The organism is Pseudomonas sp. NPDC012596, assembly GCF_042902325.1.
In the GTDB taxonomy this organism is placed as follows: Bacteria; Pseudomonadota; Gammaproteobacteria; order Pseudomonadales; family Pseudomonadaceae; genus Aquipseudomonas.
The window spans coordinates 304,148-328,516 of sequence record NZ_JBIBEB010000002.1; the positions used below are offsets into that span (position 1 = coordinate 304,148).

The 24,369-nt window shown below is 63.2% G+C and carries 24 protein-coding genes and 1 tRNA gene; 17 read left to right on the top strand and 8 right to left on the bottom strand.

The features are described 5' to 3' along the window. Window positions 1-114 precede the first annotated feature (114 nt). Window positions 115-1,509 carry an argininosuccinate lyase gene (gene argH / locus ACFY68_RS03935; protein WP_387523456.1) on the bottom strand — a complete coding sequence of 465 codons (1,395 nt, stop codon included), beginning with the start codon at window positions 1,507-1,509 and terminating at the stop codon, window positions 115-117. A gap of 309 nt (window positions 1,510-1,818) precedes the next feature. Here argH and ACFY68_RS03940 point away from each other — a divergent pair, with 309 nt between their 5' ends. The 7 genes from ACFY68_RS03940 to rsd all read left to right on the top strand — a co-directional run bounded on the left by ACFY68_RS03940 (window position 1,819) and on the right by rsd (window position 8,209). Beyond that, a complete protein-coding gene (locus ACFY68_RS03940; RefSeq protein ID WP_387523459.1) occupies window positions 1,819-2,562 on the top strand; it encodes a LytR/AlgR family response regulator transcription factor in 744 nt (247 codons plus the stop codon). 131 nt (window positions 2,563-2,693) lie between these two features. Then, window positions 2,694-3,635, top strand: a complete 942-nt coding sequence (gene hemC, locus ACFY68_RS03945) for a hydroxymethylbilane synthase (protein WP_387523462.1) — start codon at window positions 2,694-2,696, stop codon at window positions 3,633-3,635. Then, the gene (locus tag ACFY68_RS03950; protein ID WP_387523465.1) at window positions 3,632-4,399 is read left to right on the top strand and encodes a uroporphyrinogen-III synthase; all 768 of its coding nucleotides are present in this window, start codon (window positions 3,632-3,634) and stop codon (window positions 4,397-4,399) included. The genes hemC and ACFY68_RS03950 overlap by 4 nt, the downstream gene beginning before the upstream one ends. Window positions 4,400-4,444: 45 nt before the next feature. Further along, on the top strand, window positions 4,445-5,545 hold the full coding sequence (locus ACFY68_RS03955) for a uroporphyrinogen-III C-methyltransferase (protein WP_387523468.1): 1,101 nt from the start codon (window positions 4,445-4,447) through the stop codon (window positions 5,543-5,545). Next, window positions 5,542-6,780, top strand: a complete 1,239-nt coding sequence (locus tag ACFY68_RS03960; protein WP_387523471.1) for a heme biosynthesis HemY N-terminal domain-containing protein — start codon at window positions 5,542-5,544, stop codon at window positions 6,778-6,780. The genes ACFY68_RS03955 and ACFY68_RS03960 overlap by 4 nt, the downstream gene beginning before the upstream one ends. Before the next feature lie 220 nt (window positions 6,781-7,000). Further along, the gene (locus tag ACFY68_RS03965; RefSeq protein WP_387523474.1) at window positions 7,001-7,507 is read left to right on the top strand and encodes a disulfide bond formation protein B; all 507 of its coding nucleotides are present in this window, start codon (window positions 7,001-7,003) and stop codon (window positions 7,505-7,507) included. A gap of 231 nt (window positions 7,508-7,738) precedes the next feature. Continuing rightward, window positions 7,739-8,209: a sigma D regulator gene (gene rsd / locus ACFY68_RS03970; protein WP_346612581.1), complete on the top strand. Its 471-nt coding sequence runs from the start codon at window positions 7,739-7,741 to the stop codon at window positions 8,207-8,209. 9 nt (window positions 8,210-8,218) lie between these two features. Here the strand turns inward: rsd and ACFY68_RS03975 are convergent, their stop codons facing one another. Beyond that, window positions 8,219-8,884, bottom strand: coding sequence for an FKBP-type peptidyl-prolyl cis-trans isomerase (locus ACFY68_RS03975; RefSeq protein ID WP_387523477.1), 666 nt, complete (start codon window positions 8,882-8,884; stop codon window positions 8,219-8,221). A gap of 224 nt (window positions 8,885-9,108) precedes the next feature. Here ACFY68_RS03975 and ACFY68_RS03980 point away from each other — a divergent pair, with 224 nt between their 5' ends. After that, on the top strand, window positions 9,109-10,290 hold the full coding sequence (locus ACFY68_RS03980) for an AlgP family protein (RefSeq protein WP_387523480.1): 1,182 nt from the start codon (window positions 9,109-9,111) through the stop codon (window positions 10,288-10,290). Here the strand turns inward: ACFY68_RS03980 and ACFY68_RS03985 are convergent. Then, entirely contained in the window at window positions 10,266-10,748 is a 483-nt protein-coding gene (locus ACFY68_RS03985; RefSeq protein ID WP_387523805.1) for a TIGR02444 family protein, read from the bottom strand. The two genes, ACFY68_RS03980 and ACFY68_RS03985, sit on opposite strands and share 25 nt — an antisense overlap. A gap of 50 nt (window positions 10,749-10,798) precedes the next feature. Here ACFY68_RS03985 and ACFY68_RS03990 point away from each other — a divergent pair, with 50 nt between their 5' ends. After that, window positions 10,799-12,709: an ATP-binding cassette domain-containing protein gene (locus ACFY68_RS03990; protein ID WP_387523482.1), complete on the top strand. Its 1,911-nt coding sequence runs from the start codon at window positions 10,799-10,801 to the stop codon at window positions 12,707-12,709. A 187-nt stretch (window positions 12,710-12,896) separates the two neighbouring features. Continuing rightward, window positions 12,897-13,529, top strand: coding sequence for a LysE family transporter (locus tag ACFY68_RS03995; protein ID WP_346612577.1), 633 nt, complete (start codon window positions 12,897-12,899; stop codon window positions 13,527-13,529). A 30-nt stretch (window positions 13,530-13,559) separates the two neighbouring features. Here the strand turns inward: ACFY68_RS03995 and ACFY68_RS04000 are convergent, their stop codons facing one another. Next, on the bottom strand, window positions 13,560-14,312 hold the full coding sequence (locus ACFY68_RS04000; protein WP_346612576.1) for a slipin family protein: 753 nt from the start codon (window positions 14,310-14,312) through the stop codon (window positions 13,560-13,562). A 2-nt stretch (window positions 14,313-14,314) separates the two neighbouring features. Next, window positions 14,315-15,664, bottom strand: a complete 1,350-nt coding sequence (locus ACFY68_RS04005) for a nodulation protein NfeD (RefSeq protein ID WP_387523485.1) — start codon at window positions 15,662-15,664, stop codon at window positions 14,315-14,317. A gap of 96 nt (window positions 15,665-15,760) precedes the next feature. Here ACFY68_RS04005 and ACFY68_RS04010 point away from each other — a divergent pair, with 96 nt between their 5' ends. The 3 genes from ACFY68_RS04010 (at window position 15,761) to ACFY68_RS04020 (ending at window position 17,232) form a co-directional block, all read left to right on the top strand. Continuing rightward, the gene (locus tag ACFY68_RS04010; protein ID WP_039601719.1) at window positions 15,761-16,219 is read left to right on the top strand and encodes an aminoacyl-tRNA deacylase; all 459 of its coding nucleotides are present in this window, start codon (window positions 15,761-15,763) and stop codon (window positions 16,217-16,219) included. Window positions 16,220-16,280: 61 nt separating this feature from the next. Further along, window positions 16,281-16,523: a DUF2789 domain-containing protein gene (locus tag ACFY68_RS04015; protein WP_346612574.1), complete on the top strand. Its 243-nt coding sequence runs from the start codon at window positions 16,281-16,283 to the stop codon at window positions 16,521-16,523. Between the two features lie 70 nt (window positions 16,524-16,593). Beyond that, entirely contained in the window at window positions 16,594-17,232 is a 639-nt protein-coding gene (locus tag ACFY68_RS04020; RefSeq protein ID WP_387523489.1) for an NADH:ubiquinone oxidoreductase subunit N, read from the top strand. A 6-nt stretch (window positions 17,233-17,238) separates the two neighbouring features. Here the strand turns inward: ACFY68_RS04020 and ACFY68_RS04025 are convergent, their stop codons facing one another. The 3 genes from ACFY68_RS04025 to ACFY68_RS04035 all read right to left on the bottom strand — a co-directional run bounded on the left by ACFY68_RS04025 (window position 17,239) and on the right by ACFY68_RS04035 (window position 19,859). Further along, window positions 17,239-17,676: a CBS domain-containing protein gene (locus tag ACFY68_RS04025; RefSeq protein WP_346612572.1), complete on the bottom strand. Its 438-nt coding sequence runs from the start codon at window positions 17,674-17,676 to the stop codon at window positions 17,239-17,241. Between the two features lie 215 nt (window positions 17,677-17,891). After that, entirely contained in the window at window positions 17,892-19,622 is a 1,731-nt protein-coding gene (locus tag ACFY68_RS04030; RefSeq protein ID WP_387523492.1) for a dipeptidase, read from the bottom strand. 160 nt (window positions 19,623-19,782) lie between these two features. Next, a tRNA-Arg gene (locus ACFY68_RS04035) sits at window positions 19,783-19,859 on the bottom strand. Between the two features lie 190 nt (window positions 19,860-20,049). On the opposite strand from ACFY68_RS04035, the gene ACFY68_RS04040 reads away from it, so the two are divergent. The 4 genes from ACFY68_RS04040 to ACFY68_RS04055 all read left to right on the top strand — a co-directional run bounded on the left by ACFY68_RS04040 (window position 20,050) and on the right by ACFY68_RS04055 (window position 24,365). Then, entirely contained in the window at window positions 20,050-20,799 is a 750-nt protein-coding gene (locus tag ACFY68_RS04040) for a GntR family transcriptional regulator (protein WP_387523495.1), read from the top strand. Further along, window positions 20,796-22,520 (top strand): fumarate reductase/succinate dehydrogenase flavoprotein subunit, encoded by a 1,725-nt coding sequence (locus ACFY68_RS04045; protein WP_387523498.1) that lies wholly within the window; start codon window positions 20,796-20,798, stop codon window positions 22,518-22,520. Before ACFY68_RS04040 ends, ACFY68_RS04045 begins: the two co-directional genes overlap by 4 nt. 75 nt (window positions 22,521-22,595) lie before the next feature. Further along, entirely contained in the window at window positions 22,596-22,841 is a 246-nt protein-coding gene (locus ACFY68_RS04050; protein ID WP_008096634.1) for a ferredoxin family protein, read from the top strand. A 117-nt stretch (window positions 22,842-22,958) separates the two neighbouring features. Beyond that, window positions 22,959-24,365 carry an ABC transporter substrate-binding protein gene (locus ACFY68_RS04055; protein WP_387523503.1) on the top strand — a complete coding sequence of 469 codons (1,407 nt, stop codon included), beginning with the start codon at window positions 22,959-22,961 and terminating at the stop codon, window positions 24,363-24,365. Window positions 24,366-24,369: the final 4 nt, after the last annotated feature.

Consider the following 24,369-nt stretch of genomic DNA (forward strand, 5'->3'; position numbering starts at 1 on the left):
AGCCCAATCGCCGGCAAGCCGGCTCCCACAGGGATTGCGCACCGCTTGAGAGCGGCGCGGTCATTGTGGGAGCCGGCTTGCCGGCGATCGAGGGCGAAGCCCTCGCAATGGCGCTTAGCGCGAAGCCAGCAGTGCTTTGCCGCGCACAACGGCAGCGCGCACCTGGGCAGGTGCAGTACCACCAATGTGGTTACGGGCATTCACCGAGCCTTCCAGCGTCAACACGGCGAACACGTCCTGCTCGATCTGGTCGCTGAACTGGCGCAGTTCTTCCAGGCTCATCTCGGCCAGGTCCTTGCCGCTGTCGACGCCGTACTTCACGGCGTGGCCGACGATTTCGTGGCAGTCACGGAATGGCAGGCCGCGGCGCACCAGGTAATCGGCAAGGTCGGTGGCAGTGGAGAAGCCGCGCAGGGCCGCTTCGCGCATGATCGCGTGCTTGGGCTTGATGGCCGGGATCATGTCGGCGAAGGCACGCAGCGAGTCGCGCAGGGTGTCGGCCGCGTCGAACAGCGGCTCCTTGTCTTCCTGGTTGTCCTTGTTGTAGGCCAGCGGCTGGCCTTTCATCAGGGTCAACAGGCCGGTCAGGGCGCCGAACACGCGGCCGGTCTTGCCACGCACCAGTTCTGGCACGTCCGGGTTCTTCTTCTGCGGCATGATCGAGCTGCCGGTGCAGAACCGGTCGGGCAGGTCGATGAACTGGAACTGTGCGCTGGTCCACAGCACCAGTTCTTCGGAGAAGCGCGACAGGTGCATCATCGCCACGCTGGCGGCCGCGCAGAATTCGATGGCGAAGTCACGGTCCGAAACGCCGTCCAACGAGTTGCCGGCCACGGCTTCGAAGCCCAGCAGCTTGCAGGTCAGCTCGCGGTCGATCGGGTACGTGGTACCGGCCAGTGCGGCGCTGCCCAGGGGCATGCGGTTGGCGCGCTTGCGGCAGTCGACCAGGCGCTCGTAGTCGCGGCTGAGCATTTCGAACCAGGCCAGCAGGTGGTGGCCGAAGGTGACCGGCTGGGCGGTCTGCAGGTGGGTGAAGCCCGGCATGATGGTCTCGGCCTCACGCTCGGCCTGCTCCAGCAGGCCCTGCTGCAGGCGGGTGATCTCGGCCAGGATCAGGTCGATCTCGTCGCGCAGCCACAGGCGGATGTCGGTGGCGACCTGGTCGTTACGGCTACGCCCGGTGTGCAATTTTTTGCCGGTGATGCCGATGCGGTCGGTCAGGCGCGCCTCGATGTTCATGTGTACGTCTTCGAGGTCGACGCGCCATTCGAAATTGCCCGCTTCGATTTCACCCTGGATGGTGGTCAGGCCATCGATGATGGTGTCGCGCTCGGCGTCGCTGAGTACGCCAACCTGCGCCAGCATGGTGGCGTGGGCGATCGAACCCATGATGTCGTGGCGGTACAGGCGCTTGTCGAAATCGACCGAGGCGGTGAAGCGGGCGACGAAGGCGTCGACGGGTTCACTGAAGCGGCCGCCCCAGGACTGATTGGTCTTGTCGGTGCTCATGGATTCACTCGTTGAAGGCGTGAACGAAAAAGTGGCGCCGATAATAGCAGGGTTGAGCGTGTCGCCGAAGGACGCCGGTCGACAGAAACAGCCAGAAAACTCAGCGCGGGGCAGGTGCAAACGATATTCAACGATTGAACGGCAGTGTTCCACGGACCGTCTACAGTTGGACAAAGGACTGGCAGTGAATCTGCTGGCTCAGTGAATCTTTGGCCTTCGTATCGGTCTAGAGCGTGACCGCAGTGTCGCTCGACCTGCATCTGTCTACGCTATACCTGTGCGAGACTCACTCAGGAATCCAGAGCAATTATGAATGTCCTGATCGTTGATGACGAACCCCAAGCCCGTGAACGCCTCACGCGGCTATTCGGGGAACTGGAGGGGTACACCGTGCTGGAGCCCAGCGCCACCAACGGCGAGGAGGCCCTGGCTCTGATCGAAAGCCTCAAGCCCGATGTGGTCCTGCTGGACATCGGCATGCCGGGCCTCGATGGCCTTCAGGTCGCGGCTCGCCTGTGCGAGCGCGAGGCGCCACCGTCGGTGGTGTTTTGTACAGGCGACGACGAATACGGCCCCGAGGCTTTCAAGGACAGCACCCTCAGCCATGTGACCAAGCCGATCCAGCCACAAACCCTGCGCGATGCCCTGCGCAAGGCCGAGAAACCCAACCGCGGGCAGCTGGCGGCGCTGACTCGGCCGGGCAGTGAAGGCGGCGGCCCGCGCAGCCATATCAGTGCGCGTACGCGCAAGGGCATCGAGCTGATCCCCTTGCCCCAGGTCATCTATTTCATTGCTGACCACAAGTATGTGACGTTGCGCCACGAAGCCGGTGAAGTGCTGCTGGATGAGCCGCTCAAGGCCTTGGAAGACGAGTTCGGCGAACGCTTCGTGCGAATCCACCGCAACGCCCTGGTAGCCCGCGAGCGCATCGAACGCCTGCAGCGCACGCCGCTGGGGCATTTCCAGCTGTTCCTCAAAGGCCTGGACGGTGATGCCTTGACGGTCAGCCGGCGGCATGTGGCTGGCGTGCGCAAGATGATGCAGACGCTCTGAGCGCTGCGGCCCTCATCGCCGGCTTGTCGGTGATGGGGGCACAACAGGCAGAACTGGATGATGCCCTCATCTGCTAGCGGTACCGACGGAGCTGTTATCATCGGCGGTATTCCTAAGCATCGGGGCGTTCCATGTCCACTCGCGAAATCCGCATTGCCACCCGTAAAAGTGCCTTGGCCCTGTGGCAGGCCGAATACGTCAAAGCCCGCCTTGAACAGGCGCACCCTGGTTTGTTGGTGACCCTGGTGCCCATGGTCAGCCGCGGTGACAAGCTGCTCGACGCGCCACTGGCCAAGATTGGTGGCAAGGGCTTGTTCGTCAAGGAGCTGGAAACCGCCCTGCTGGAAAATGAAGCCGACATCGCCGTGCATTCGATGAAGGATGTTCCCATGGACTTCCCCGAAGGCCTGGGCCTGTACTGCATCTGCGAGCGCGAAGACCCGCGTGATGCGTTCGTATCAAACCATTTCTCCAGCCTCGAAGCACTGCCCGCCGGCAGCATCGTAGGTACTTCCAGCCTGCGCCGTCAGGCCCAGCTGTTGGCACGCCGCCCTGACCTTCACATCCGCTTCCTGCGTGGTAACGTCAACACGCGCCTGGCCAAGCTTGATGCCGGTGAATACGACGCCATCATTCTCGCCGCGGCTGGGTTGATCCGGTTGGGCTTCGAGGGCCGCATCACCTCCAGCATCAGCGTCGACGATAGCCTGCCGGCCGGTGGCCAGGGCGCGGTAGGCATCGAGTGCCGCAGTGCAGACACCGAGATCCACGCACTGCTGGCGCCCTTGCACCATCTCGACACTGCCGACCGCGTGGTGGCCGAACGAGCCCTGAACAAGCGTCTGAATGGTGGTTGCCAGGTGCCGATCGCGTGTTACGCCGTGCTTGAAGGCGAGCAATTGTGGCTGCGTGGCCTGGTTGGCCAGCCCAGCGGCGGTACGCTGCTGGTGGCTGATGCCCGTGCGCCTCGTTCGTCCGCCGAAGCCTTGGGTGTGCAGGTCGCAGAAGACCTGCTGCGGCAAGGTGCCGAAGCCATCCTCAAGGAAGTTTACGGCGAGGCCGGGCACCCGTGAGTCCCTGGCGCCTGCTGCTGACCCGGCCTGAAGAAGACTGCGCGGCACTGGCGCAGAGCCTTGCAGTTGCCGGCGTGGCCAGCAGCTGCCTGCCCTTGCTGGCGATCGATCCGGTACAGCTAGGCGCCGAGCACCACCAGCGGCTTGCGGCATTGGCGCAGTGCCAGGCTGTGATCGTGGTCAGCAAGCCGGCGGCCAGGTTGCTGCTCGAACACCTTCAGCAAGCAGGCGTGCAGCCCCCGGCAACAGGCTGGTTCACCGTAGGTGAGGCGACGGCGGCGGTGCTCCGGTCGGCCGCCCTGAAGGTGAGCTGCCCTGCGCAAGGCGACGATAGCGAGGCATTGCTCGCGCTCCCCGCCCTGCGCGAGGCGATCGCACCTGCAGGGGCACGCGTGATGATCGTTCGTGGCGTGGGAGGTCGCGAACTGCTGGCCGAGCGTCTTGCAGAGCAAGGTGCTAGTGTCGATTATCTGGAACTGTATCGTCGCTGCCTGCCGGCGTACCCGGCGGGTACGTTGATGCACCGCATTCAAGCGGAACGCCTCAACGGCCTGGTGGTCAGCAGTGGGCAGGGTCTTGAACACTTGCAGCAGCTGGCCGCTGCCGACTGGCCGCGCGTAGCGCGCCTGCCGTTGTTCGTGCCAAGCCCACGGGTAGCCGAACAGGCCAGGGCCGCAGGGGCCCAACAGGTTGTGGATTGCCGTGGCGCGAGTGCCGCGGCCTTGCTGGCAGCCGTGCAGCGCAGCGCTGCACCTGCCTCTTAAGGCGCTAAGCTCAGAGCGATGCGCCCCCATGCAAAGGATGGATACGTGAGCGAAACTGTCTTGTCCCACAATGATCAGCCGTCGGCCCAGGAGCCGGCGCAACCCGTCACCCCACCACCCGCCAAACGTTCCGGCACTGGCCTTGCCTTGCTGGCGCTGTTGGTGGGCGCGGCCGGGGTCGCCGTGGGCGGGTGGGGAGTCTGGCAGGTGCGTCATCTGCAAGGCAGTGAATTGAGCCAGGGCGAGCACCTTGAAGCGCTGAACCAGCGTGCCGCCGCCTTGCAGCAGCGCGAGCAACAGATCAGCGCCCAGTTGGCCAGCCTGCCGGCCGCCAGCGAGCTGGAAGACCGCCGCCGCCTGGTGGCGCAGCTGCAAGGTGATCAGCAGCGCCTCAGCCAGCGGGTGGAAACCGTGCTCGGCGAAAGCCGCAAGGAGTGGCGCCTGGCAGAGGCCGAGCACTTGCTGCGCCTGGCCACCCTGCGGCTGTCAGCGTTGCAGGACATCACCAGCGCCAAGGCCCTGGTCGAAGGCGCCGACGAGATTCTGCGCGAGCAGAGCGACCCAGGCTCGTTTGCCGCCCGCGAGCAATTGTCGCGCAGCCTGGCAACGCTCAACAGCACCCAGCAACCGGACCGTACCGGCTTGTTCCTCAAGCTGGCGGCCCAGCGTGAACTGGTGCAGCAACTCAGCGCCCAGTCGCCGGAATTCGACAGCAATGCCGATGCGCTCGGCGCCCTGACCGCCGATGGCGATGGCGCCAGCCGGCTGTCGCAATGGTGGGCAGAGATCTCCAAGTACTTCCAGGTCGATTTCAATGCCGACGACAACGTGCGGCCATTGCTGGCGGGCCAGTCACTCAACCAACTGCGCCTGGCTCTGAGCCTGACCATCGAGCAAGCCCAGTGGGCAGCGCTCAACGGTGAGGCCAAGGTTTATACCCAGGCCCTGGATGATGCGCGCAGCGTGCTGCTGGCCAACTTCAACGCGGACAACCCGCAGAGCAAAGCCATGCTCGACAGCCTCAACGCGCTGGCCGAGCAGCCGGTCTCGGTGGTTACCCCGGACTTGAGTGAAAGCCTGGCTGCGGTGCAGACCTATATCCAGCGACGCCACCTGCCTGCCGACGGTGAAGGGGGCAAACCATGAAGCGCGTCTACCTGCTGGCCGTGCTGGCAATCGTGATTGCTGCGGCACTGGGCATCGCCGTGGCCAAGCACAGTGGCTACGTGTTGATCTCGTATGGCAGCTTCCGCTATCAGTCAGGGCTATGGGCGGCGCTTGCGGCGCTGGTTGCCGTGGTTGTACTGCTGTTGCTGCTGCGTTACCTGGTCGGGCTGGTGCTGACCTCCAGTGGTGTGGTCAACCCGTGGTCGCGACGTAACCGCAGCCGCCGTATTCGCATTGCCATCGAGCAAGGCCAGCTGGACCTCGCAGAAGGCCGTTGGGCCAGCGCCCAGCGCCACCTGCACCGCGCTGCCGAGGCGGAGCGCCAGCCGCTGTTGTATTACCTCGGCGCCGCCCGTGCTGCCAATGAGCAGGGCCGCAAGGAAGACAGCGACCACCTGCTGGAACGCGCCCTGGAGCGCCAGCCTCAGGCCGAGCTGGCCATCGCCCTGACCCATGCGCAGCTGCAGATGGACCGTGGCGAAAGCGATGCTGCACTGGAAACCTTGCTGGCCATGCAGGAGCGGCACCCGCACAACAACCAGGTGTTGCGCCTGTTGCAGCGCCTGTACCTGGAGCGGGGCGACTGGTCGGCGTTGATTCGCCTGTTGCCAGACCTGCGCAAGGGCAAGGTGCTACCGGCCGAAGAGCTCGCCGCGCTGGAGCAGCGGGCGTGGGGCCAGAACCTGGGGCTCGCCGCCACCCGTGGGGATGATCAGCAGAGCGCCCGCCAGGCACTTGAGCGGGCCTGGCAACAGCTGACTGCCGCCCAGCGTCAGGAACCGCGGCTGGTGCTGGCCTATGCCGAGCAGTTGCGCCAGGTGGGGGCCCAGGGTGAAGCCGAGCAGGTGCTGCGCACTGCCCTCAAGCGTGAGTACGAAAGCCACCTGGCACGTTTGTATGGCCTGGTGCGTGGTGACGACCCGGCGCGCCAGTTGCAAACGGCCGAAGGCTGGCTCAAGGCTCATCCCCAGGACCCGAGCCTGCTGCTTACCCTTGGCCGCCTGAGCCTGCAGAACCGCCTGTGGGGCAAGGCGCGAGACTATCTGGAAAGCAGCCTGCGTATGGAACGCAACCCCGAAACCTGTGCCGAGCTGGCACGGCTGCTGGCTGGCCTGGGCGAGATCGAGCGCAGTAACCAACTATTCCAGGAGGGCCTTGGCCTGCTGGATGAACGATTGTTGGCGCTGCCGTTGCCTGAAGGCGTGCGCGCCTGACCGACCCATGAGCCCGCACAAGCGGCGGGCTCATGGTGTTGTCGATTTATCCAGCCGCTCATGTCTGTTCTGCGTTGTCCTCCTTAAGAAATTTCCTACTGCACAGATAGATAATTCTCCTGCCTCTCAGTGACTTCTCGTCCCTGTCGCGCCTTGAAACAAAGGCCATCTTTCCTCTACCGTTTCAAACCACTTCAATTGCCCGGGACCACCACCTCTCATGTTGCCGGCCCGACTACGCACATTTTTTCTACCTGCCTGCCTTGCCTCCTTGGCGGTGCTGGTCGTGTCCTTCTACCTGGAAACCACCTTAGGGCTGATACCGTGCCCGCTGTGCTTCAGCCAGCGCTTCGTGTTGGGCATGCATGCCGTGATCTGCCTGTGTGCGGTAGCGCATAAGCCGGGCATTTACGGTATTCGTCAGTACGCCCGGGCGGCGCTCGGGTGTTCGGCAGCCGGGGCTCTGCTGGCTGCGCGGCATGTCTGGTTACAGGGCGCGGGTGGCACAGGCCATGCGTGCCCTGCAACGATCCGGCAGTTAATGGAGCGTTCTTGGGGTGAGGCTGCCCATCAGCTGTTACTGGGGAGCCCGGATTGCGCCTCGCTGACCTGGAGCTTCCTCGACCTGACGTTGCCCGAATGGAGCCTCCTGGCGTTCCTGCTGCTGGCAGCGCTGCCCTTGACCTGCCTACTGGCGTATCGTTTCCGCACACTGGCCAATGCTTGACCCAGCGCAAGCGCCGAGCGATAGCACGACCGGCGGTGGCGGGTAAGGGTATTAAACACTTGTATGAACTTTGTCTGCTGCGTACCTTGATGGGCAGCACGTGCGGGAATAATCTCCCAGCACGCATACCGAAAACACAACTGCTCGATGCCGTCCTGCTGATGTCACCTTTGTGCCGCACGGTCGTGGTGCGAGGTGCAGCGGCATCTACCCAGAAGGGAAGAGATCGCCATGCTCGATAGTTGTCAGAACGCCCAGGAACGCTGGGGTGGGGTTCACAAGCTGATCGACCGCTGGCTCAAGGAGCGAGAGGAGCTGGTCCAGGCTTTTCGTGCCTTGCGCGATGCCAAACCGGCATTTGCGGACAAGGACAAGAACCGCGATTTCTGCGCGGTGCTGGTCGACTACGTGTCGGCCTGGCACTTTGAAGTCAGCGAGCAACTGGTCACCGAGGCCAAGGCATTCGGTGACGAAAAGGCGCTGAAGCTGGCCGAAGAAATCAACCCACGGATCAACGACATTACCCAGATTGCACTGGCCTTCAATGACCACTGCGAAAAAGGCGAATGCACCGACACCGAACGCTTTGCCGAAAAGCTGGGCAAGCTGGGTAGCCTGCTGCACGAGCGCTTCGAGCTCGAGGACTGCCTGATCGAGGTGCTGCATACCGCGCACAAGGAAGAAGGCGCGGTCGAGGCCTGAGGGTCGGCGTCAGTCGCCGACCGCCAGCAGTTCTATCTCGAACACCAGTGGCGTGTAGGGCGCTATCAGGTCACCTGCGCCCTCGGCTCCGTAGGCCTGTGCAGACGGAATCACCAGGCGCCATTTCGACCCTGCCTTCATGTGCGGCAGCGCCACTTGCCAACCCTCAATCACCGACTCCAGGTTGAACCACTGGGGTTGCTGGTTCTGGTCGAACACCGAGCCGTCCGGCAACTTGCCCACATAGCGCACCTGTACCTTGCCATTGGCTTTGGGCTGCGCACCGCTACCACTTTTCAGTTCACTGTAAAGCACGCCTTCAGGCAGCTCGTGCACGCCGGCGCGTGCCCGTTCGTTGGCCATGAAGCGCGTTTCGACGGCCTGCAGTTTTGCCACTTCGGCTTGCTCGGCGGCACTGCTCGCCTGCTCGTCGTGCTGCTGGAGAATGGCCTGCATGCGCGCTTTATCGAGCTTCAAGGGCTCGTTCTGATAAGCCTGGCGTAGGCCTTCGACCAGCGCGTCCAGCCGCAACCCCGGCACCTCCTCGCGCAGGCGCTCACCCAGGCTGGCGCCAAGGCTGTAGGCCAGGTCATGATCATTGGCGGGGGACGGTTCGGCGGCGGCCTGCGCGAAGGGAACCACCAGGCATAAGCCGAAAACAAGATAACGAGGCATGCTCAACTCCGAACTCAATAGCTGCGAAGTATGCCAGCCTTGCTGGCGTGATTTACCTAAATATCGGCAACGATTTGTTAAGCAACTACACTTGCACGGAGCTGCAAGATAACAACTTTGCCCAGGCATGCAACGCGGCGCTAATGAGACTGTCAACATGCCCTAGCGGCGGTAGCAGCAGAAGCATAGTATGAGCCGCAATCTCGTCAGCCAGGAGGTAAACCATGTCGGCCAAGAAGAAGCCAGTAAGTACGCCGTTACACCTGCTCCAGCAACTTTCGGGCAGCCTGCTCGAACACTTGGAAGATGCCTGCTCGCAAGCGCTGGCTGATGCGGAAAAACTGCTGGCCAAGTTGGAAAAGCAGCGTGGCAAGGCCCAGGAAAAACTGCACAACGGTCGCCTGAAGTTGCAGGACGCGGCCAAGGCAGGCAAAGCCAAGGCACAAGGTAAAGCACAGAAAGCGATTGGTGAACTTGAGTCGCTGCTGGACTCGCTCAAAGAGCGCCAGACGCAAACCCGCACCTATATCCAGCAACTCAAACGCGATGCTCAGGAAAGCCTGAAACTGGCACAGGGCGTTGGCAAAGTACGCGAGGCAGCTGGCAAGGCATTGGACCAGCGTGCGGTGACGGCCAAATCGGCCAAGCCGGCTGCCGCAAAAGCGCCTGCCAGGACCGCGGTCAAATCTGCTGCGAAGCCAGCCGCAAAACCTGCCGTCAAGGCGCCGGCGAAGGCCGCTGCTGCCAAAGCTCCAGGCCGCAGCGCTGCCGTCAAGCCAGCTACGGCCAAAACGCCCGCCAAAGCCGCCGCTGCCAAACCAGCCGCTGGCAAGGCCCCGGCAAGAACTGCTGCGCCTAAGCCTGCTGCTGCCAAGGCCCCGGCAAGAACTGCTGCGCCTAAGCCTGCTGCTGCCAAGGCCCCGGCGAGAACTGCTGCGGCTAAGCCTGCTGCTGCCAAAGCCCCGGCAAGAACTGCTGCGGCTAAACCCGCTGCTGCCAAAGCCCCTGCCAAAGCTGCTGCAGCCAAGCCAGCCGCTGCCAAAGCCCCTGCCAAAGCCCCTGCCAAAGCTGCTACTGCCAAAGCTCCGGCCAAAGCCGCCGCCAAGCCTGCTGCCAAACCGGCCGCCGCCAAAGAACCGGCTAAAGCAACCGCCGCCAAGCCAGCTGCTGCAAAGCCTGCCGCCAAGGCTCCGGCCAAGGCTCCGGCCAAGGCGCCAGCCAAACCTGCTGCCAAGCCAGCCGCCGCCAAGCCAGCCGCCGCCAAGCCGGTCGCCAGCAAGCCAGCTGAAACCAAGCCGGCCGCGCCAGCCACCGGTGCAGCCGTGACCAACTCTGCAGGTCCTGCTACTTCGGCACCCGCAGCACCGGCCAGCGCTCCAGCTCAGTCGCCGTCTTCGGCTTCCTGAAGCGCTGCGGCCGCGGCGCGCATCCGTTCTAGCGCGTCGTGGCCACAGGCCTGGTCGGGCGCCAGCCAGGCCAGCCAATCATCTGCGGGCTCGCGCGCGCCTGCAGGCCATTGCTGTGCACAGGCTTCAAGCCGTTGCAGCAACTCTTTCTCCGCTTGCAGTTCCAGGCCTTTCACCTGTTCACGCAATGCCGCCAGGTGTGGGTCTTGCTGCGCCGCAGTGCGCCATTGCCGACGCAGGTCGCGTAGCGGCGTTACCACCTGGGTTTGCCAAGGCTTCGCGATTGCGCGCAAAGCCTGCGCGCGCTCGGCATCCAGCGCAACCCCACGCCCTTGCAGCCACGTTGCACACAGCAGCAGGCAAACATCGCCGCCCAGCGCTTGCACGCTCAGGCAGGCCTCTTCAACGCCCGGCCTGGCATACAGGGCCAGGGCGTGATTCCACAGGTCGGTGTGCATCATTCCACTCACGCTCCGGGTCGAGGAAGCTGGTAGACTCCGCGACCATCATGATCAGACTATCCAACCTCACTTTACAGCGTGGTCCGCAGCGCTTGCTAGAAGGCGCCGAGATGACCCTGCACGCCGGTCACAAGGCCGGCCTGATCGGCGCCAATGGCGCCGGAAAATCCAGCCTCTTCGCGTTGTTGCGCGGTGAGCTGTCGCCCGACTCCGGCGACTGCCAACTGCCCGGTGACTGGCGCATTGCCCACATGCGGCAGGAGGTCGACACGCTCGACCGCCTGGCGGTGGACTATGTGCTGGATGGCGACGCGCGCCTGCGCAAGGTCCAGGCCGAGCTGGCCGTGGCCGAGACCGCGCACGACGGCACTGCCTTGGCACGCCTGCACAGTGAGCTTGAAAGCGCCGACGGCTATACCGCCGATGCCCGCGCGCGCAAATTGCTGGCCGGCCTTGGTTTCACCAACGAGCAGATGGACCGCCGCGTCGGCGATTTCTCCGGTGGCTGGCGGATGCGCCTGAACCTGGCCCAGGCGCTGATGTGCCCGTCCGACCTGTTGCTACTCGACGAGCCGACCAACCACCTGGACCTCGATGCGATCCTGTGGCTCGAAGAATGGCTCAAAAGCTACCAAGGCACGTTGTTGCTGATTTCCCACGACCGCGATTTCCTCGATGCCGTGGTCGACCATGTGCTGCATGTCGAGCAGCGCAAGCTCAACCTGTACAAAGGCGGCTACACCGCCTTCGAACGCACCCGCGCAGAGCGCCTGGCGCAGCAGCAGCAGGCCTATGAGAAGCAGCAGGCCCAGCGCGCGCACATGGAAAAGTACATTGCCCGCTTCAAGGCCCAGGCCACCAAGGCCCGCCAGGCGCAGAGCCGGATCAAGGCCCTGGAGCGCATGGAAGAGCTGTCGGCGGCGCATGTCGATTCGCCGTTCGACTTCGTCTTCCGCGAGTCGCATAAAATCTCCAGCCCGCTGCTGAGCTTGTCCGAGGGCCGTCTCGGCTATGGCGACAAAGCCATCCTCGACAAGGTCAAGCTGCAGCTGGTGCCCGGTGCGCGGATCGGCCTGCTCGGCCCCAACGGCGCCGGCAAGTCGACCCTGATCAAGAACCTCGCGGGTGAGCTCGAGCCGCTGTCGGGCCGCCTGGTGCTGGGTGAGAACCTGGCCGTTGGCTATTTCGCCCAGCACCAGCTCGACTCGCTGGATGACAAGGCCAGCCCGCTGTTGCACCTGCAGCGCATTGCGCCGAACGAGCGCGAGCAAACCCTGCGCGACTTCCTGGGCGGGTTCGACTTCCATGGCGACCGCGTCGACGAGCCGGTGGTGAACTTCTCGGGGGGTGAAAAGGCCCGCCTGGCCCTGGCCTTGATCGCCTGGGAACGGCCGAACCTGTTGCTGCTCGACGAGCCGACCAACCACCTTGACCTGGAAATGCGCCTGGCGCTAACCATGGCATTGCAGGAGTTTGCCGGGGCAGTGGTGGTGGTTTCCCACGACCGTCACTTGCTCAAGAGCACTACCGACGATTTCCTGCTGGTGGCCGACGGCAAGGTCGACACCTTCGATGGCGACCTGGACGACTACAGTCGCTGGCTTGTCGAGTACCGCCAGCGCAGCGCGCCGGTGAGCAACGCGCCGGTCAACCCGGACAAGACCGACAAGAAGGCCCAGCGCCAGGCCGCAGCAGCCCTGCGCCAGCAACTGGCTCCGCACAAGAAGGCTGCCGACAAGCTCGAGGCCGAGCTCAATCAGGTGCATGCGCAACTGGCCGAGATCGAAACCGCATTGGGCGACAGCGGCCTGTATGACGCGGCGCGTAAGGACGAACTGCGCGATCTGCTGGCACGCCAGACCAAGCTCAAGCAGCGCGAAGGCGAGCTTGAAGAGGGCTGGATGGAGGCGCTGGAGACGTTGGAAAGCATGCAGGCCGAGCTGGAAGCACTGTCCTGATTTGATGTCGCCAGTGCCGGCGCCTTAGCGGGGCAAGCCCGCTCCCACATCACTGTGCTTTTGTGGGAGCGGGGTTGCCCCGCGAGGGCGCTGGCGTGGCAACAAAAATCCCACAGAATTTGCTGGTCATTTTTTCGCCAACACTTTAGCTTAACGTTTTGCAACATATGTTCGAGCGAGGTGTGTGATGTCGATGGAAGTGTGGTTAGGCTTCTTTGCCGCGTGTTGGGTGATCAGCCTTTCACCAGGGGCCGGGGCAATCGCCTCGATGTCCAGCGGCCTGCAATATGGTTTCTGGCGCGGTTACTGGAACGCACTAGGCCTGCAGATCGGCCTGATCGTGCAGATCGCCATCATCGCCGCCGGTGTCGGCGCCATCCTCGCGGCTTCCGCTACTGCCTTCACCCTCATCAAGTGGTTTGGTGTCGCCTACCTGGTGTACCTCGCCTACAAGCAATGGCGTGCGTTGCCGATGGACATGACCGAAGAATCCGGCGTGCGCCCCATCGGCAAACCGCTTAGCCTGGTGTTCCGTGGTTTCCTGGTCAACGTCAGCAACCCTAAAGCATTGGTGTTCATGCTGGCGGTGCTGCCGCAGTTCATCAACCCGCATGCGCCGCTGTTGCCGCAGTATGTCGCGATTACCGTGACCATGATCAGCGTCGACCTGCTGGTGATGGCGGGTTACACCGGCCTGGCTTCTCGGGTGCTGCGCCTGCTGCGTACGCCCAAGCAGCAGAAGCGCCTGAACCGTACCTTTGCCGGCCTGTTCATTGGTGCGGCGACGTTCCTGGCAACGCTTCGCCGCGCGCCGATCTGATGGATTGCAGGGGCCTCGATGAGGCCCCTGTCATTTCGGCCTTTCCATCATCCCCTTGAGCAAATCCAGCGGCATTGGAAACACGATGGTCGAGCTCTTGTCGCCAGCAATAGACCCCAGCGTCTGCATGTAACGCAACTGCATGGCCCCTGGCTCCTTGCTGAGCATCTGCGCGGCCTGCATCAACTTCTCCGATGCCTGCAATTCGCCCTCGGCGTGAATCACCTTTGCCCGGCGTTCACGTTCGGCCTCGGCCTGGCGGGCAATGGCGCGGACCATCGATTCGTTGAGGTCGACGTGCTTGATCTCGACATTGGCAACCTTGATGCCCCAGGCATCGGTCTGCGCGTCCAGTACCTGGCGGATATCCAGGTTCAGCTGTTCCCGCTCGGCCAGCAGTTCGTCCAGCTCATGCTTACCCAACACCGCACGCAGGGTGGTCTGGGCGAGCTGGCTGGTAGCGACCAGAAAGTCCTCGACCTGGATGATCGCCTTCTGCGGGTCGAGCACGCGAAAGTACAGCACCGCATTGACCTTCACTGACACGTTGTCGCGGGTGATCACATCTTGCGGCGGCACATCCAGCACCACGGTACGCAAGTCGACCCTGACCATCTGTTGAATCACCGGGATCAGCAGGATCAGCCCCGGCCCCTTCACCTGCCAGAAACGCCCTAACTGGAACACCACGCCGCGCTCGTACTCCCGCAGGATGCGAAATGCCGACAGCAGCAACACGCCCAGCAGCATGAGCAAGGCGCCGAAACCCAATTGCATGAACATCGTCATTCTCCTTGCGCGGAAGGGGCGGCAGCGCTGACTTCCAGCGTCACGCCGTGGCGTGCGGTCACCCGCACGTGCTGGCCGAGCTGCAGCGGCGTGGTGCACTGGACCTGCCATTGTTCGCCCTGGGCCTGTACCGAACCGCAGAACGGGTTGTCTGCCACCACCTGGGTAACGCTGACCAGGCTGCCGACCAGGCCAGCGTCGGGGCTGACCAGTGCACGCCTGCGCGTCTTCAGCGCCATGCCCAGCACGCCGCCGATCAGCAGTGCCGAGAGCAGAGCCAGGCTGCCAATCAGTGCCAGTGGGATGCCGAAGCCGGGGGCGTCGGTGTCCATCAGGATCACTGCGCCTACCACGAACGCCACGATGCCGCCAAAGCCGACCACGCCAAAACTGGGTAGAAACGCCTCGGCGATCATGAAGACGATACCGAGCAGGATCAGCGCCAAGCCGGCGATGCTCACCGGCAGCAGCTGCAGGGCGTACAGCGCCAGCAGCAGGCAGATGCCGCCGACCACGCCGCCGACGCTCGAGCCAGGGTTCATGAACTCGAACAGCAGCCCATAGACGCCGATCATGATCAGAATCAGCGCCACGCTGGGGTTGGTGATCACCGCCAGCAGGCGCGTGCGCCAGTCGGGCAGGTGCTCGACCACGCTGGCGTCGCGGGTTTGCAGCAGGCGCGGCTGGTCAGCGGCGATCAGGGTCTTGCCGTCGAGCTGGCGCAGCAGGTCTGGCACGTCGTTGGCCACCAGGTCGATCACCTTCTGCTTGAGCGCCTCGCTGGCCGACAGGCTTACGGCCTCGCGCACGGCTTTTTCCGCCCAGTCGGCATTACGCCCGCGCAACTGCGCCAGGCCCCGGATATACGCGGCGGCATCGTTGACCTGTTTGCGAGCGAGGGTAGCCTCATCGCTGTCCGCTTCGGCCTTGTCATCCTTGGGCGCGCCCGGTGTGCCGCCAATCTGTACTGGTGTGGCTGCGCCCAGGTTGGTGCCGGGCGCCATGGCTGCCACGTGGCTGGCGTAGAGGATGTAAGTGCCGGCGCTGGCGGCCCGTGCGCCGCCAGGGGCAACGAAACTGGCAACCGGCACGGGGCTGGCGAGGATCGCCTTGATGATCTGGCGCATGGCGCTGTCCAGGCCGCCGGGGGTGTCCATGCGGATCACCACCAGTTGAGCGCCCTGATCCCGGGCCTGGTCCAGGCCACGCAGCACGTAGTCGGCACTGGCAGGGCCGATGGCATCGTCGATGCTCAGCACCCAGACGGCCCCAGGCGCGGCCTGGCCGCCCGGGGCGAGGCCGAGCATCAGCACCAGCAACCACCAGCGCCAGCAGCGAGCGATCACCTGTCGTCACCTGGTTAGCCTCTATACCTCAAGTTTAGTCATGCCTGCCCGGGCACGGCCTAAAATTGGAGAGGGGGGCTAAACCGGAGGTGCATCATGCGTATGGCCAAGACCCTGCAGCAGCGCCTGGACCAGGCCAACTGCGATTACGACATCATTCCCCACCCGCACTCGGCAACCAGCCTCGAGTCGGCGCGCACCGCTGGGGTACCCGCCGAGCGGGTCGCCAAGTCGGTCATGCTCGACGACCGCCATGGCAACTACATAATGGCGGTACTGCCGGCCAATCGGCACCTGGACATGAGCAAGGTACGCATGTCCGGCGCCTGGCAACTCACCCGCGAAAGCGGCCTGCCGAGCCTGTTCGGCGATTGCGAACGTGGCGCCATCCCTGCAATGGGTGATGCTTACCAGATAAAGATGCTGCTCGATTCGAGTCTTACCCGCCAGGGCGATGTCTACCTGGAGGCAGGTGATCACGATCACCTTATCCACATGAGCATGGAGCAGTACCTGAAACTGGTACCTCAAGCCGAAGTACGCGAGCTGTGCTGATGTTCTCAAACCAATGCCGGGCTGGCGTCGTGGACGGCTCGCCCGGTACAGAGGAGGATTCATGGAAGCACCTACCCATCACTTTTCCGACCTGTTCAAACAACTGGGCCTACCCGATGATCCCCAGAGCATCGATCAGTTCATCACCAGTCATTCCCCGTTGAAAAACGAAATCAAGCTGGTGGATGCGCCGTTCTGGACCGACTCCCAGCGGGCTTTTCTCAAGGAAAGCATCATTGAGGATTCCGATTGGGCGGTGCCCTTCGATCAACTCAACGAAGCATTGCGCCGCCCCCGAAAATAAAGCGCCGAGCGGCACCTGACGACTGATTGGCCGTTGCTATGCTCAGGAAAACAATAAGGGGATAGGCGCCATGAAAGATCCCTACGCACCAGGTTTCTGGTGCTCCGTGACGATCCTGGGCACGCTGACGGCTGGTTACTTCTACGGTATCCGCCATACGCACCAGATGAACCAGGCGGTGCAGTTCCTGTATGCCGCTGCCGCGGTCACCGCGGCAGTCGCATTGCTGGCGCTGACCTGGATTGCCTGGCAACAACTGCACCTGAACAAGCGCGAAGTGATCCAGGGGCGAACGTTGCTCACCATCTGGAACACCAAGGTTGCGCTGCGCCGGGTCGAGACGGTGTTCGACCGCTATTTCTGGGGCAGCTACTGGCACTCCGGGCGCACCTTCGAGGAGGTGATGGGCGAGCTCAAGGGCACGCCGCTGGAGCAGAGCCTGGATGCGTTGAAACGCCAGTGCCGGGTGCTCGACCGCGAGATTCACGACCACCATCACCACTGGCTGGCCAACGCCCGCGACCTGTCCAGCGTGGCCACGGCCATGGCGCGTGAGCGCTACCAACTGGACCTGTGCGAACCCTCAAGCAATGGCCATGGCAACACGGCGGTGCTCAATCGAGACCTGGAAGTGCTGGTGTACACCTGGTCGGCGCGCCTGCGCAGCTTCGACCATCAGCTGGACGAGCTGGAGCGCGCCTACCACTGAAGCTGATCATTCGCCGCGGATGTATTGCTCCAGCTGCGCAATCAGATTGGCCTGTTCGGCGATGGTTTCCTTGACCAGGTCGCCAATCGACAGCAGGCCAAGCAGCTCGCCATTGCTGACCACCGGCAGGTGGCGCAGGTGGCGGTTGGTCATGAGGTTCATGCAGTACTCGAGGTTCTGCTTCGGTTCCACCGTGACCACAGGTGCGCTCATGATTTCCCGCACCGGGGTAGCCGCCGAAGAGCGGCCCTTGAGTACCAGTTTACGGGCGTAGTCTCGTTCGCTGACGATCCCCACCACCTGGTTGTTCTCCACAACCGGCAGCGCACCGACGTTTTTCTCCGCCAGCATTTTCAGGGCGTCGAGTACCGAGTCATCAGGGCCGATGGTGTACACGGTCTGGTGCTGGGACTTGGTCTTGAGGATTTGTTCGACGTTCTTCATACAGGCCTCTGCGGGTGGAGAAAACGGGCTCTTTGTGTAAATAAAGCATCCTGCACGCCAGCCTGCACGGCAATGCAGGAAACGGCATCGAGTCGATTGAAAAACGTCATGGACGATTGTCTCTGCCGGCCTCTTCGCGGCTAAAGCCGCTTGCACAGGGCGTGCGAAAACCCTGTGGGAGCGGCTTTAGCCGCGAAGGGGCCGGCACAGCTAGCTTAAAGTTTCGGCATTTGCCCGATCCGGGCGACCATCTCGCTCACCACCTGCAAGTCCAACATGAACTGCTCCACGGTCTTGAACTCGTTGTCGTTGTGCCCGGTGTATTTCACGTCTGGCATGGCCAGGCCGAACTGCACGCCGTTGGGCAAATCATGTACCGAGGTGGCGCCGGCGGAGGTGCCGAACTCATGTTTCATGCCCAGGTTCTCGCTGGCCACATCGAGCAGGGCCTTGACCCATTCGCCTTCGGGGTTACGGTACATCGGCTCGTCGAGGCTGTAGTCGAAAGCAACCGAGGTGTGGCTCTGGCGTGTCCAGTTACCCAGCTTGTCGGCCAGCTCATCCTTGATCGTGGCCAGCGGCTTGCCTTTGGGAATGCGCAGGTTGACTGCCAGCTTCAGGCCTTTTTCGTTCACGCCGACAAAGGTCAGCGATGCGGTCAGCGGGCCCATGAACTCATCCTTGAAATCCACCCCGAGTTTCTTGCCCAGGTAATCAAGGCCCCAGTTGTCTGCGGCGTAGCGGGCGGCATCGGTGAAGTGGTTGTGCTTGAGCGGCACCTGCTTGCCCAGGCCGTTGATGAAGCCGAGCATGCGTGCCACCGGGTTGACCCCGGACTCGGGCTCGGACGAATGGGCCGAGACGCCGGTTACGGTGAGCAGCACGTTCTTGCCATCGACCTTGGCCGCGATGCTGAAGTCGCCGCCGTTTGCCTTCACGTATTCGGCACCGGCTTTTTCAAGCTGCTTGGCCAATTGCGCTGGATTGTCGCTGACCAGGGTCGCCACCGAGGTGGTCGGGATCTGGTTGGTCGCCAGGCCGCCGGTGAGGTTTACGATCTCTGCGCCCTTGCCGCTGCCCGGGCGTTTGGCGAAGCTCGCCATGACTGTGCCGTAGCCTTTTTCGGCGATCACCACCGGGTAGCCGCCATCGAGCGCCAGGTTGTAGGCGGGCGTGGGGTTGCGTTCGAAGTAGTAGGGAATGGCGTCGCCGCTGGTTTCTTCAGTGGTGTCGATCAGCAGCTTGAACTGCCGGGCCAGCGGCAGGTTTTCGTCTTTTGCCACTTTCAGCGCGTACAGCGCAACGACGATGCCGTTCTTGTCGTCCTCGGTACCGCGGCCGTACATGCGGTCGCCTACCAGTGTGACCTTGAACGGGTCGAGCCGGGTGCCATCATCCAGCTTCCAGTTGTCCGGGTTGACCGGCACGACGTCGGCGTGAGCATGGATGCCGACCACTTCCTGGCCGGCACCTAGCGAGACCTCGTAGACGCGGTTGTCGACGTTGCGGAAAGCCAGGCCAAAGCCCTCGGCCAGCGCTTTGATCTTGTCGGCGATCTTCAGGAACTCGGGGTTCTCGTGCTGGGGTACGCCGTCGACGCTGAAGGTGGGAATCGCCACCAGTTCGCGCAGGGTTTGCGTGGCAGCCTTGCCATATTTGATACGGGTGTAAAGGCCGAGCAGGCGGTTGATTTCGTTCTGCTGCTCGGCGTCGAGCGCTTTGCCAGCCAGATAAGCGTCGAGGGTTGCGCCAAGGTTGTCGGCCTTGGCCTGTTCGCTGCCTTTGAGCTTGCCGAGGAACTGCTTGAAGTCGCTGGGCTCGGCGCCGTCGAAGGCTTTGACGATGGCAGCGGACTGTTGCTGGGTGAGGTTGGCCTGGGCCGGTTGGGTGAACAGGCCGATGCTGGCCAGCAACAGAGTAGTGGCGGTGAGTTTTTTCAAATGCATGGGGCGCGCATTCCTTCGCGAATCATTGTTAGGGGGACCCGTCCAGAAAACGGGAAGCTGCCCACGCTAACACCAATCACCCAGGGCACGGGAGTGCCACAAACGCGATGCGCCGCACAAACGAAAAAGCCCCGGGCATGGGCCCAGGGCTTTTTGAAGATGGCGCACTCGGCGGGATTCGAACCCACGACCCCTGCCTTCGGAGGGCAGTACTCTATCCAGCTGAGCTACGAGTGCAACGCGCACGCATGATACCCATCTCGATCGGCGACGTCCATCGCCTTGATCTGTGGCTGTTTTTCCCCCGGTGCAAGCACCGCCAAAACATCTATCCATATGCAATAACAGTATTTCCCCGCCCATTCTTATGCCGGCTATCCTCTGGTCACAACTTGTTATAACAAGTCACTCATCAGTGAAGAGAACCATGGCCGAACTGCTTCCCCTGTCCCCGGTACCGCTCTATACCCAGCTCAAGGAGCTGCTGCGCGAGCGCATTCTCGACGGCAGCTACGCGCCGCACAGCCGCATGCCCTCGGAGAGCGAGCTGGGCAAGGCGTTCGATGTCAGCCGCATCACCGTGCGCCAGGCGCTGGGCGACCTGCAGAAAGAGGGGCTGATCTTCAAGATACATGGCAAAGGTACCTTCGTTGCCAAACCCAAGGCGTTCCAGAACGTCAGCACCCTGCAGGGCCTGGCCGAGTCGATGACGCAGATGGGCTACGAAGTGTTGAACCGCCTGCGCAGCTTGCGCCATGTGCCGGCCAACGCGCTGGTGGCCACGCGGCTGCAGGTTGAGGAGGGCAGCCTGGTCACCGAGATCCGCCGGGTGCGCCTGATCAACCGCGAGCCGGTGTCGCTGGAGATCACCTGGCTGCCCAAGGCCGTCGGCGAGAAGCTGGAAAAGGCCGACCTGGTTACCCGTGACATCTTCCTGCTGCTGGAAAACGACTGCGGCATCGCGCTCGGCCACGCCGACCTGGCCATCGATGCGGTGCTGGCCGACAGCGACCTGACCCAGGCGCTGGAGGTGGAAGAGGGCTCGCCGATCATGCGCATCGAGCGCCTTACCCATGCTGCCGACGGCACGCCGCTGGACTTCGAACATCTCTATTACCGCGGCGATGCGTTCCAGTACCGCCTGCGCATCGATCGCCAGAAGGGGGGCAAGGCATGACCATCGAGACCCAGGACTACGACATCATCATCATTGGTGGCGGCACCGCCGGCCCAATGGCGGCGATCAAGGCCAAGGAGCAGGACAAAAGCTTGCGCGTCCTGCTGCTGGAGAAGGCCAACGTCAAGCGCAGCGGTGCCATCAGCATGGGCATGGACGGCCTGAACAACGCGATCGTCCCTGGCCACGCCACGCCCGAGCAGTACACCAAGGAAATTACCGTGGCCAATGACGGCATCGTCAACCAGGCCGCCGTGCACGCCTATGCCACCCACAGTTTCGAAACCATCGAGCAGCTCGACCGCTGGGGTGTGAAGTTCGAGAAGGACGAGACCGGCGACTACGCGGTGAAGAAGGTCCACCACATGGGTGCCTACGTGCTGCCCATGCCCGAAGGCCATGACATCAAGAAGGTGCTCTACCGCCAGCTCAAGCGCGCCCGGGTTGAGATCAGCAACCGCATGGTGTGCACCCGTGTGCTGCTAGATGGCGAAGGCGCCGCCGCAGGTGTACTCGGTTTCGATTGCCGCAGCGGCGAGTTCCGTGTGGTGCGCGCCAAGGCGGTGATCCTCGCCTGTGGCGCAGCAGGGCGCCTGGGCCTGCCGTCGTCGGGTTACCTGATGGGCACTTACGAAAACCCAACGAATGCCGGCGACGGCTATGCCATGGCCTACCACGCGGGGGCAGAACTGGCCAACCTCGAGTGCTTCCAGATCAACCCGCTGATCAAGGACTACAACGGCCCGGCCTGTGCCTATGTGACCGGCCCGTTGGGCGGGTACACCGCCAACAGCAAGGGCGAGCGCTTCATTGAGTGCGACTACTGGAGCGGGCAGATGATGTGGGAGTTCCATCAGGAGCTCGAAGGTGGCAATGGCCCAGTGTTTCTCAAGCTCGATCACCTGGCCGAGGAAACCATCCAGAACATCGAGGAGATCCTGCACAGCAACGAACGCCCCAGCCGCGGCCAGTTTCATGCCGGGCGCGGCACCGATTACCGCCAGCACATGGTCGAGATGCACATCTCCGAAATCGGCTTCTGCTCCGGGCATTCGGCTTCGGGGGTGTGGGTCAACGAGAAGGCCGAGACCAGCGTCAAAGGCCTGTACGCCGCAGGCGACATGGCAGCGGTGCCGCACAACTACATGCTTGGCGCGTTCACCTATGGCTGGTTTGCCGGGGTGAACGCCGCGCACTACGTGGCCGGCCGCGAACTGGCTGAGGTGGATATTGCCCAGGTCGAGCGCGAGCGTGAACGCGTGTTCGCGCCGTTGCACCGCGAGCACGGCCTGCCGCCGGCGCAAGTCGAGTACAAGCTGCGGCGCATGGTCAACGACTACCTGCAGCCGCCGAAGGTGACCAAGAAGATGGAGATTGGCCTGGTGCGCTTTGCCGAGATCGAGCGCGACCTCGAGCAGATGAAGGCCAACAACCCCCACGAACTGATGCGCGCGATGGAAGTGTCGGTGATCCGCGACTGTGCCGAAATGGCCGCACGCGCCTCGCTGTTCCGCGAAGAAAGCCGCTGGGGCCTGTACCACCACCGGGTTGATTTCCCCGAGCGTAATGACGGTGAGTGGTTCTGCCATTGCCACCTGAAGAAGGGCGAAGACGGCGAGATGACCAGCTTCAAGAAAGCCGTCGAGCCCTACTTGATCGCCCTGGATGCCGATGAGCAGACCGCCTATGACCGGCTACGGGTCAAGGCCGATGCCGCATGAACAACGCAGCTCCCACAGGGGAATGTGGAAACCTCTAGATAAGGGTGCCTATTAAGGCCCCAAGGAAACCGTGACATGGCCTACCAGCCGCAAGAGATCTTCTTCCGCAGCAGCGCCCCGGTAACCATCGACGAAGACAAATGCATCGCCGAAAAAGGCTGCACCGTGTGCGTCGAGGTCTGCCCCATGGACCTGCTGGCCATCAACCCGGCCACGCAGAAGGCCTACATGGCCTTCGACGAATGCTGGTACTGCATGCCCTGCGAGAAGGATTGCCCCACCGGTGCGGTGAAAGTCGACATCCCGTACCTGCTGCGCTGACCCCCAGGCCATCCGGCGAACCACCGGACGCCCTCCTGCACTGCCCCTCGTTGCCCACCACCCAAGCCTGGTGGCGGAGACGATTCCAATACCTGAAACGATACGAGGGGAACACCCATGCGCCTTGTAGCAACCGTGGCCGGCCTCGCGCTGGCGCTCGCTGGCATGAACGCCAGCGCCGAAACCATCCGGGTCGCCATCGGCACCCAGGACACCACCATCAACTGCGCCACTGGCGGCCTGCTGATTCGTGAACTGGGCCTGCTGGAGAAGTACCTGCCGCATGACGGCAAGTACAAAGATGCGCAGTACCAGATCGAGTGGAAGAACTTCACCAGTGGCGCGCCGCTGACCAACGAGATGGTTGCCGGCAAGCTGGACTTCGGCGCCATGGCCGACTTCCCCGGCTCGTTCAATGGTGTTGCCCACCTGGACGCCGGCAAGCGCAGCCTGTTCATCAGTGTGCTGTCGGGCAGCGTGCAGGGCAGCGGCAACGGCATTGTCGTGCCGGCGGCCTCTGCCGTGCAATCGCTGAGCGAGCTCAAGGGCAAGACCATTTCCGTGCCGTTCGCCTCCACCGCTCACGGCATGCTGCTGCGCGCCGTCGCCGCGCAGGGCTGGGACCCGCAGAAAGACGTGCGGATCATCGCCCAGGCCCCGGAAATTGCAGGGTCGGCCCTGCGCAGCAACCGCATCGAAGCGCACGCCGACTTCGTGCCGTTCGCCGAGCTGTTCCCCAACCGAGGCTTCGCCCGCAAGATCTACGATGGCGCCCAGGCCAACGCGCCGACCTTCCATGGCGCCCTGGTCGATGCCGGCTACGCGAAGCAGTACCCCGAAGTGGTCACCGCCTACCTGCGCGCCAGCCTGGAGGCAGACCGCCTGATTGCCGCCGAACCCGAGAAGTACAGCGAGCTGATCGAGAAGGTCACAGGCATCGAAGCCGAGGTCAATTACCTGTTCCACGGCCCACTCGGCCTGCAGACCCGCGACCTGACCTGGAAGCCTGAATACCGCAAGGCGGTCGCGACCTCTATCGACACCCTCAAGCTGCTGAAAAAGACCGACCGCGGGCTCGACACCCAGCAGTTCATCGATGACCAGTACATCCGCGCCGCCTTCAAGCAGGCGGGTGTGGACTACGACGAGGCCCTTGGCAACTACGCGCCGCTGCCGCTCAAGGCGGTTGATGCGCTGACCGGCAAACCGATCACCGATTTCAGCCGGCTGGCGCAGATTTGGGTACGCGGTGAAGACAAGGTGCGCCACTACGCATCCCCGGAGGCCGCCCTCCGTGCCCTGGCCCAGCTGGAGCAAGAGGGCAAGGACATCCGCGCCATCTACGCCCAGGCTGCCGACAGCGGCATCAAGTTGCTGGCCAACCAGGCCTGGTTCGTGCGCAACGGCAATGGCGAGCTGGCCGCCTTCCTGCTCAAGGACCAGGCCGAACAGTACGCCAAGGCCCACGGCGGTGAGGCGCTGGACTTCGTCAGCGCCAACCAGAAGCTGGTCGCCCAGCGCTGACCGG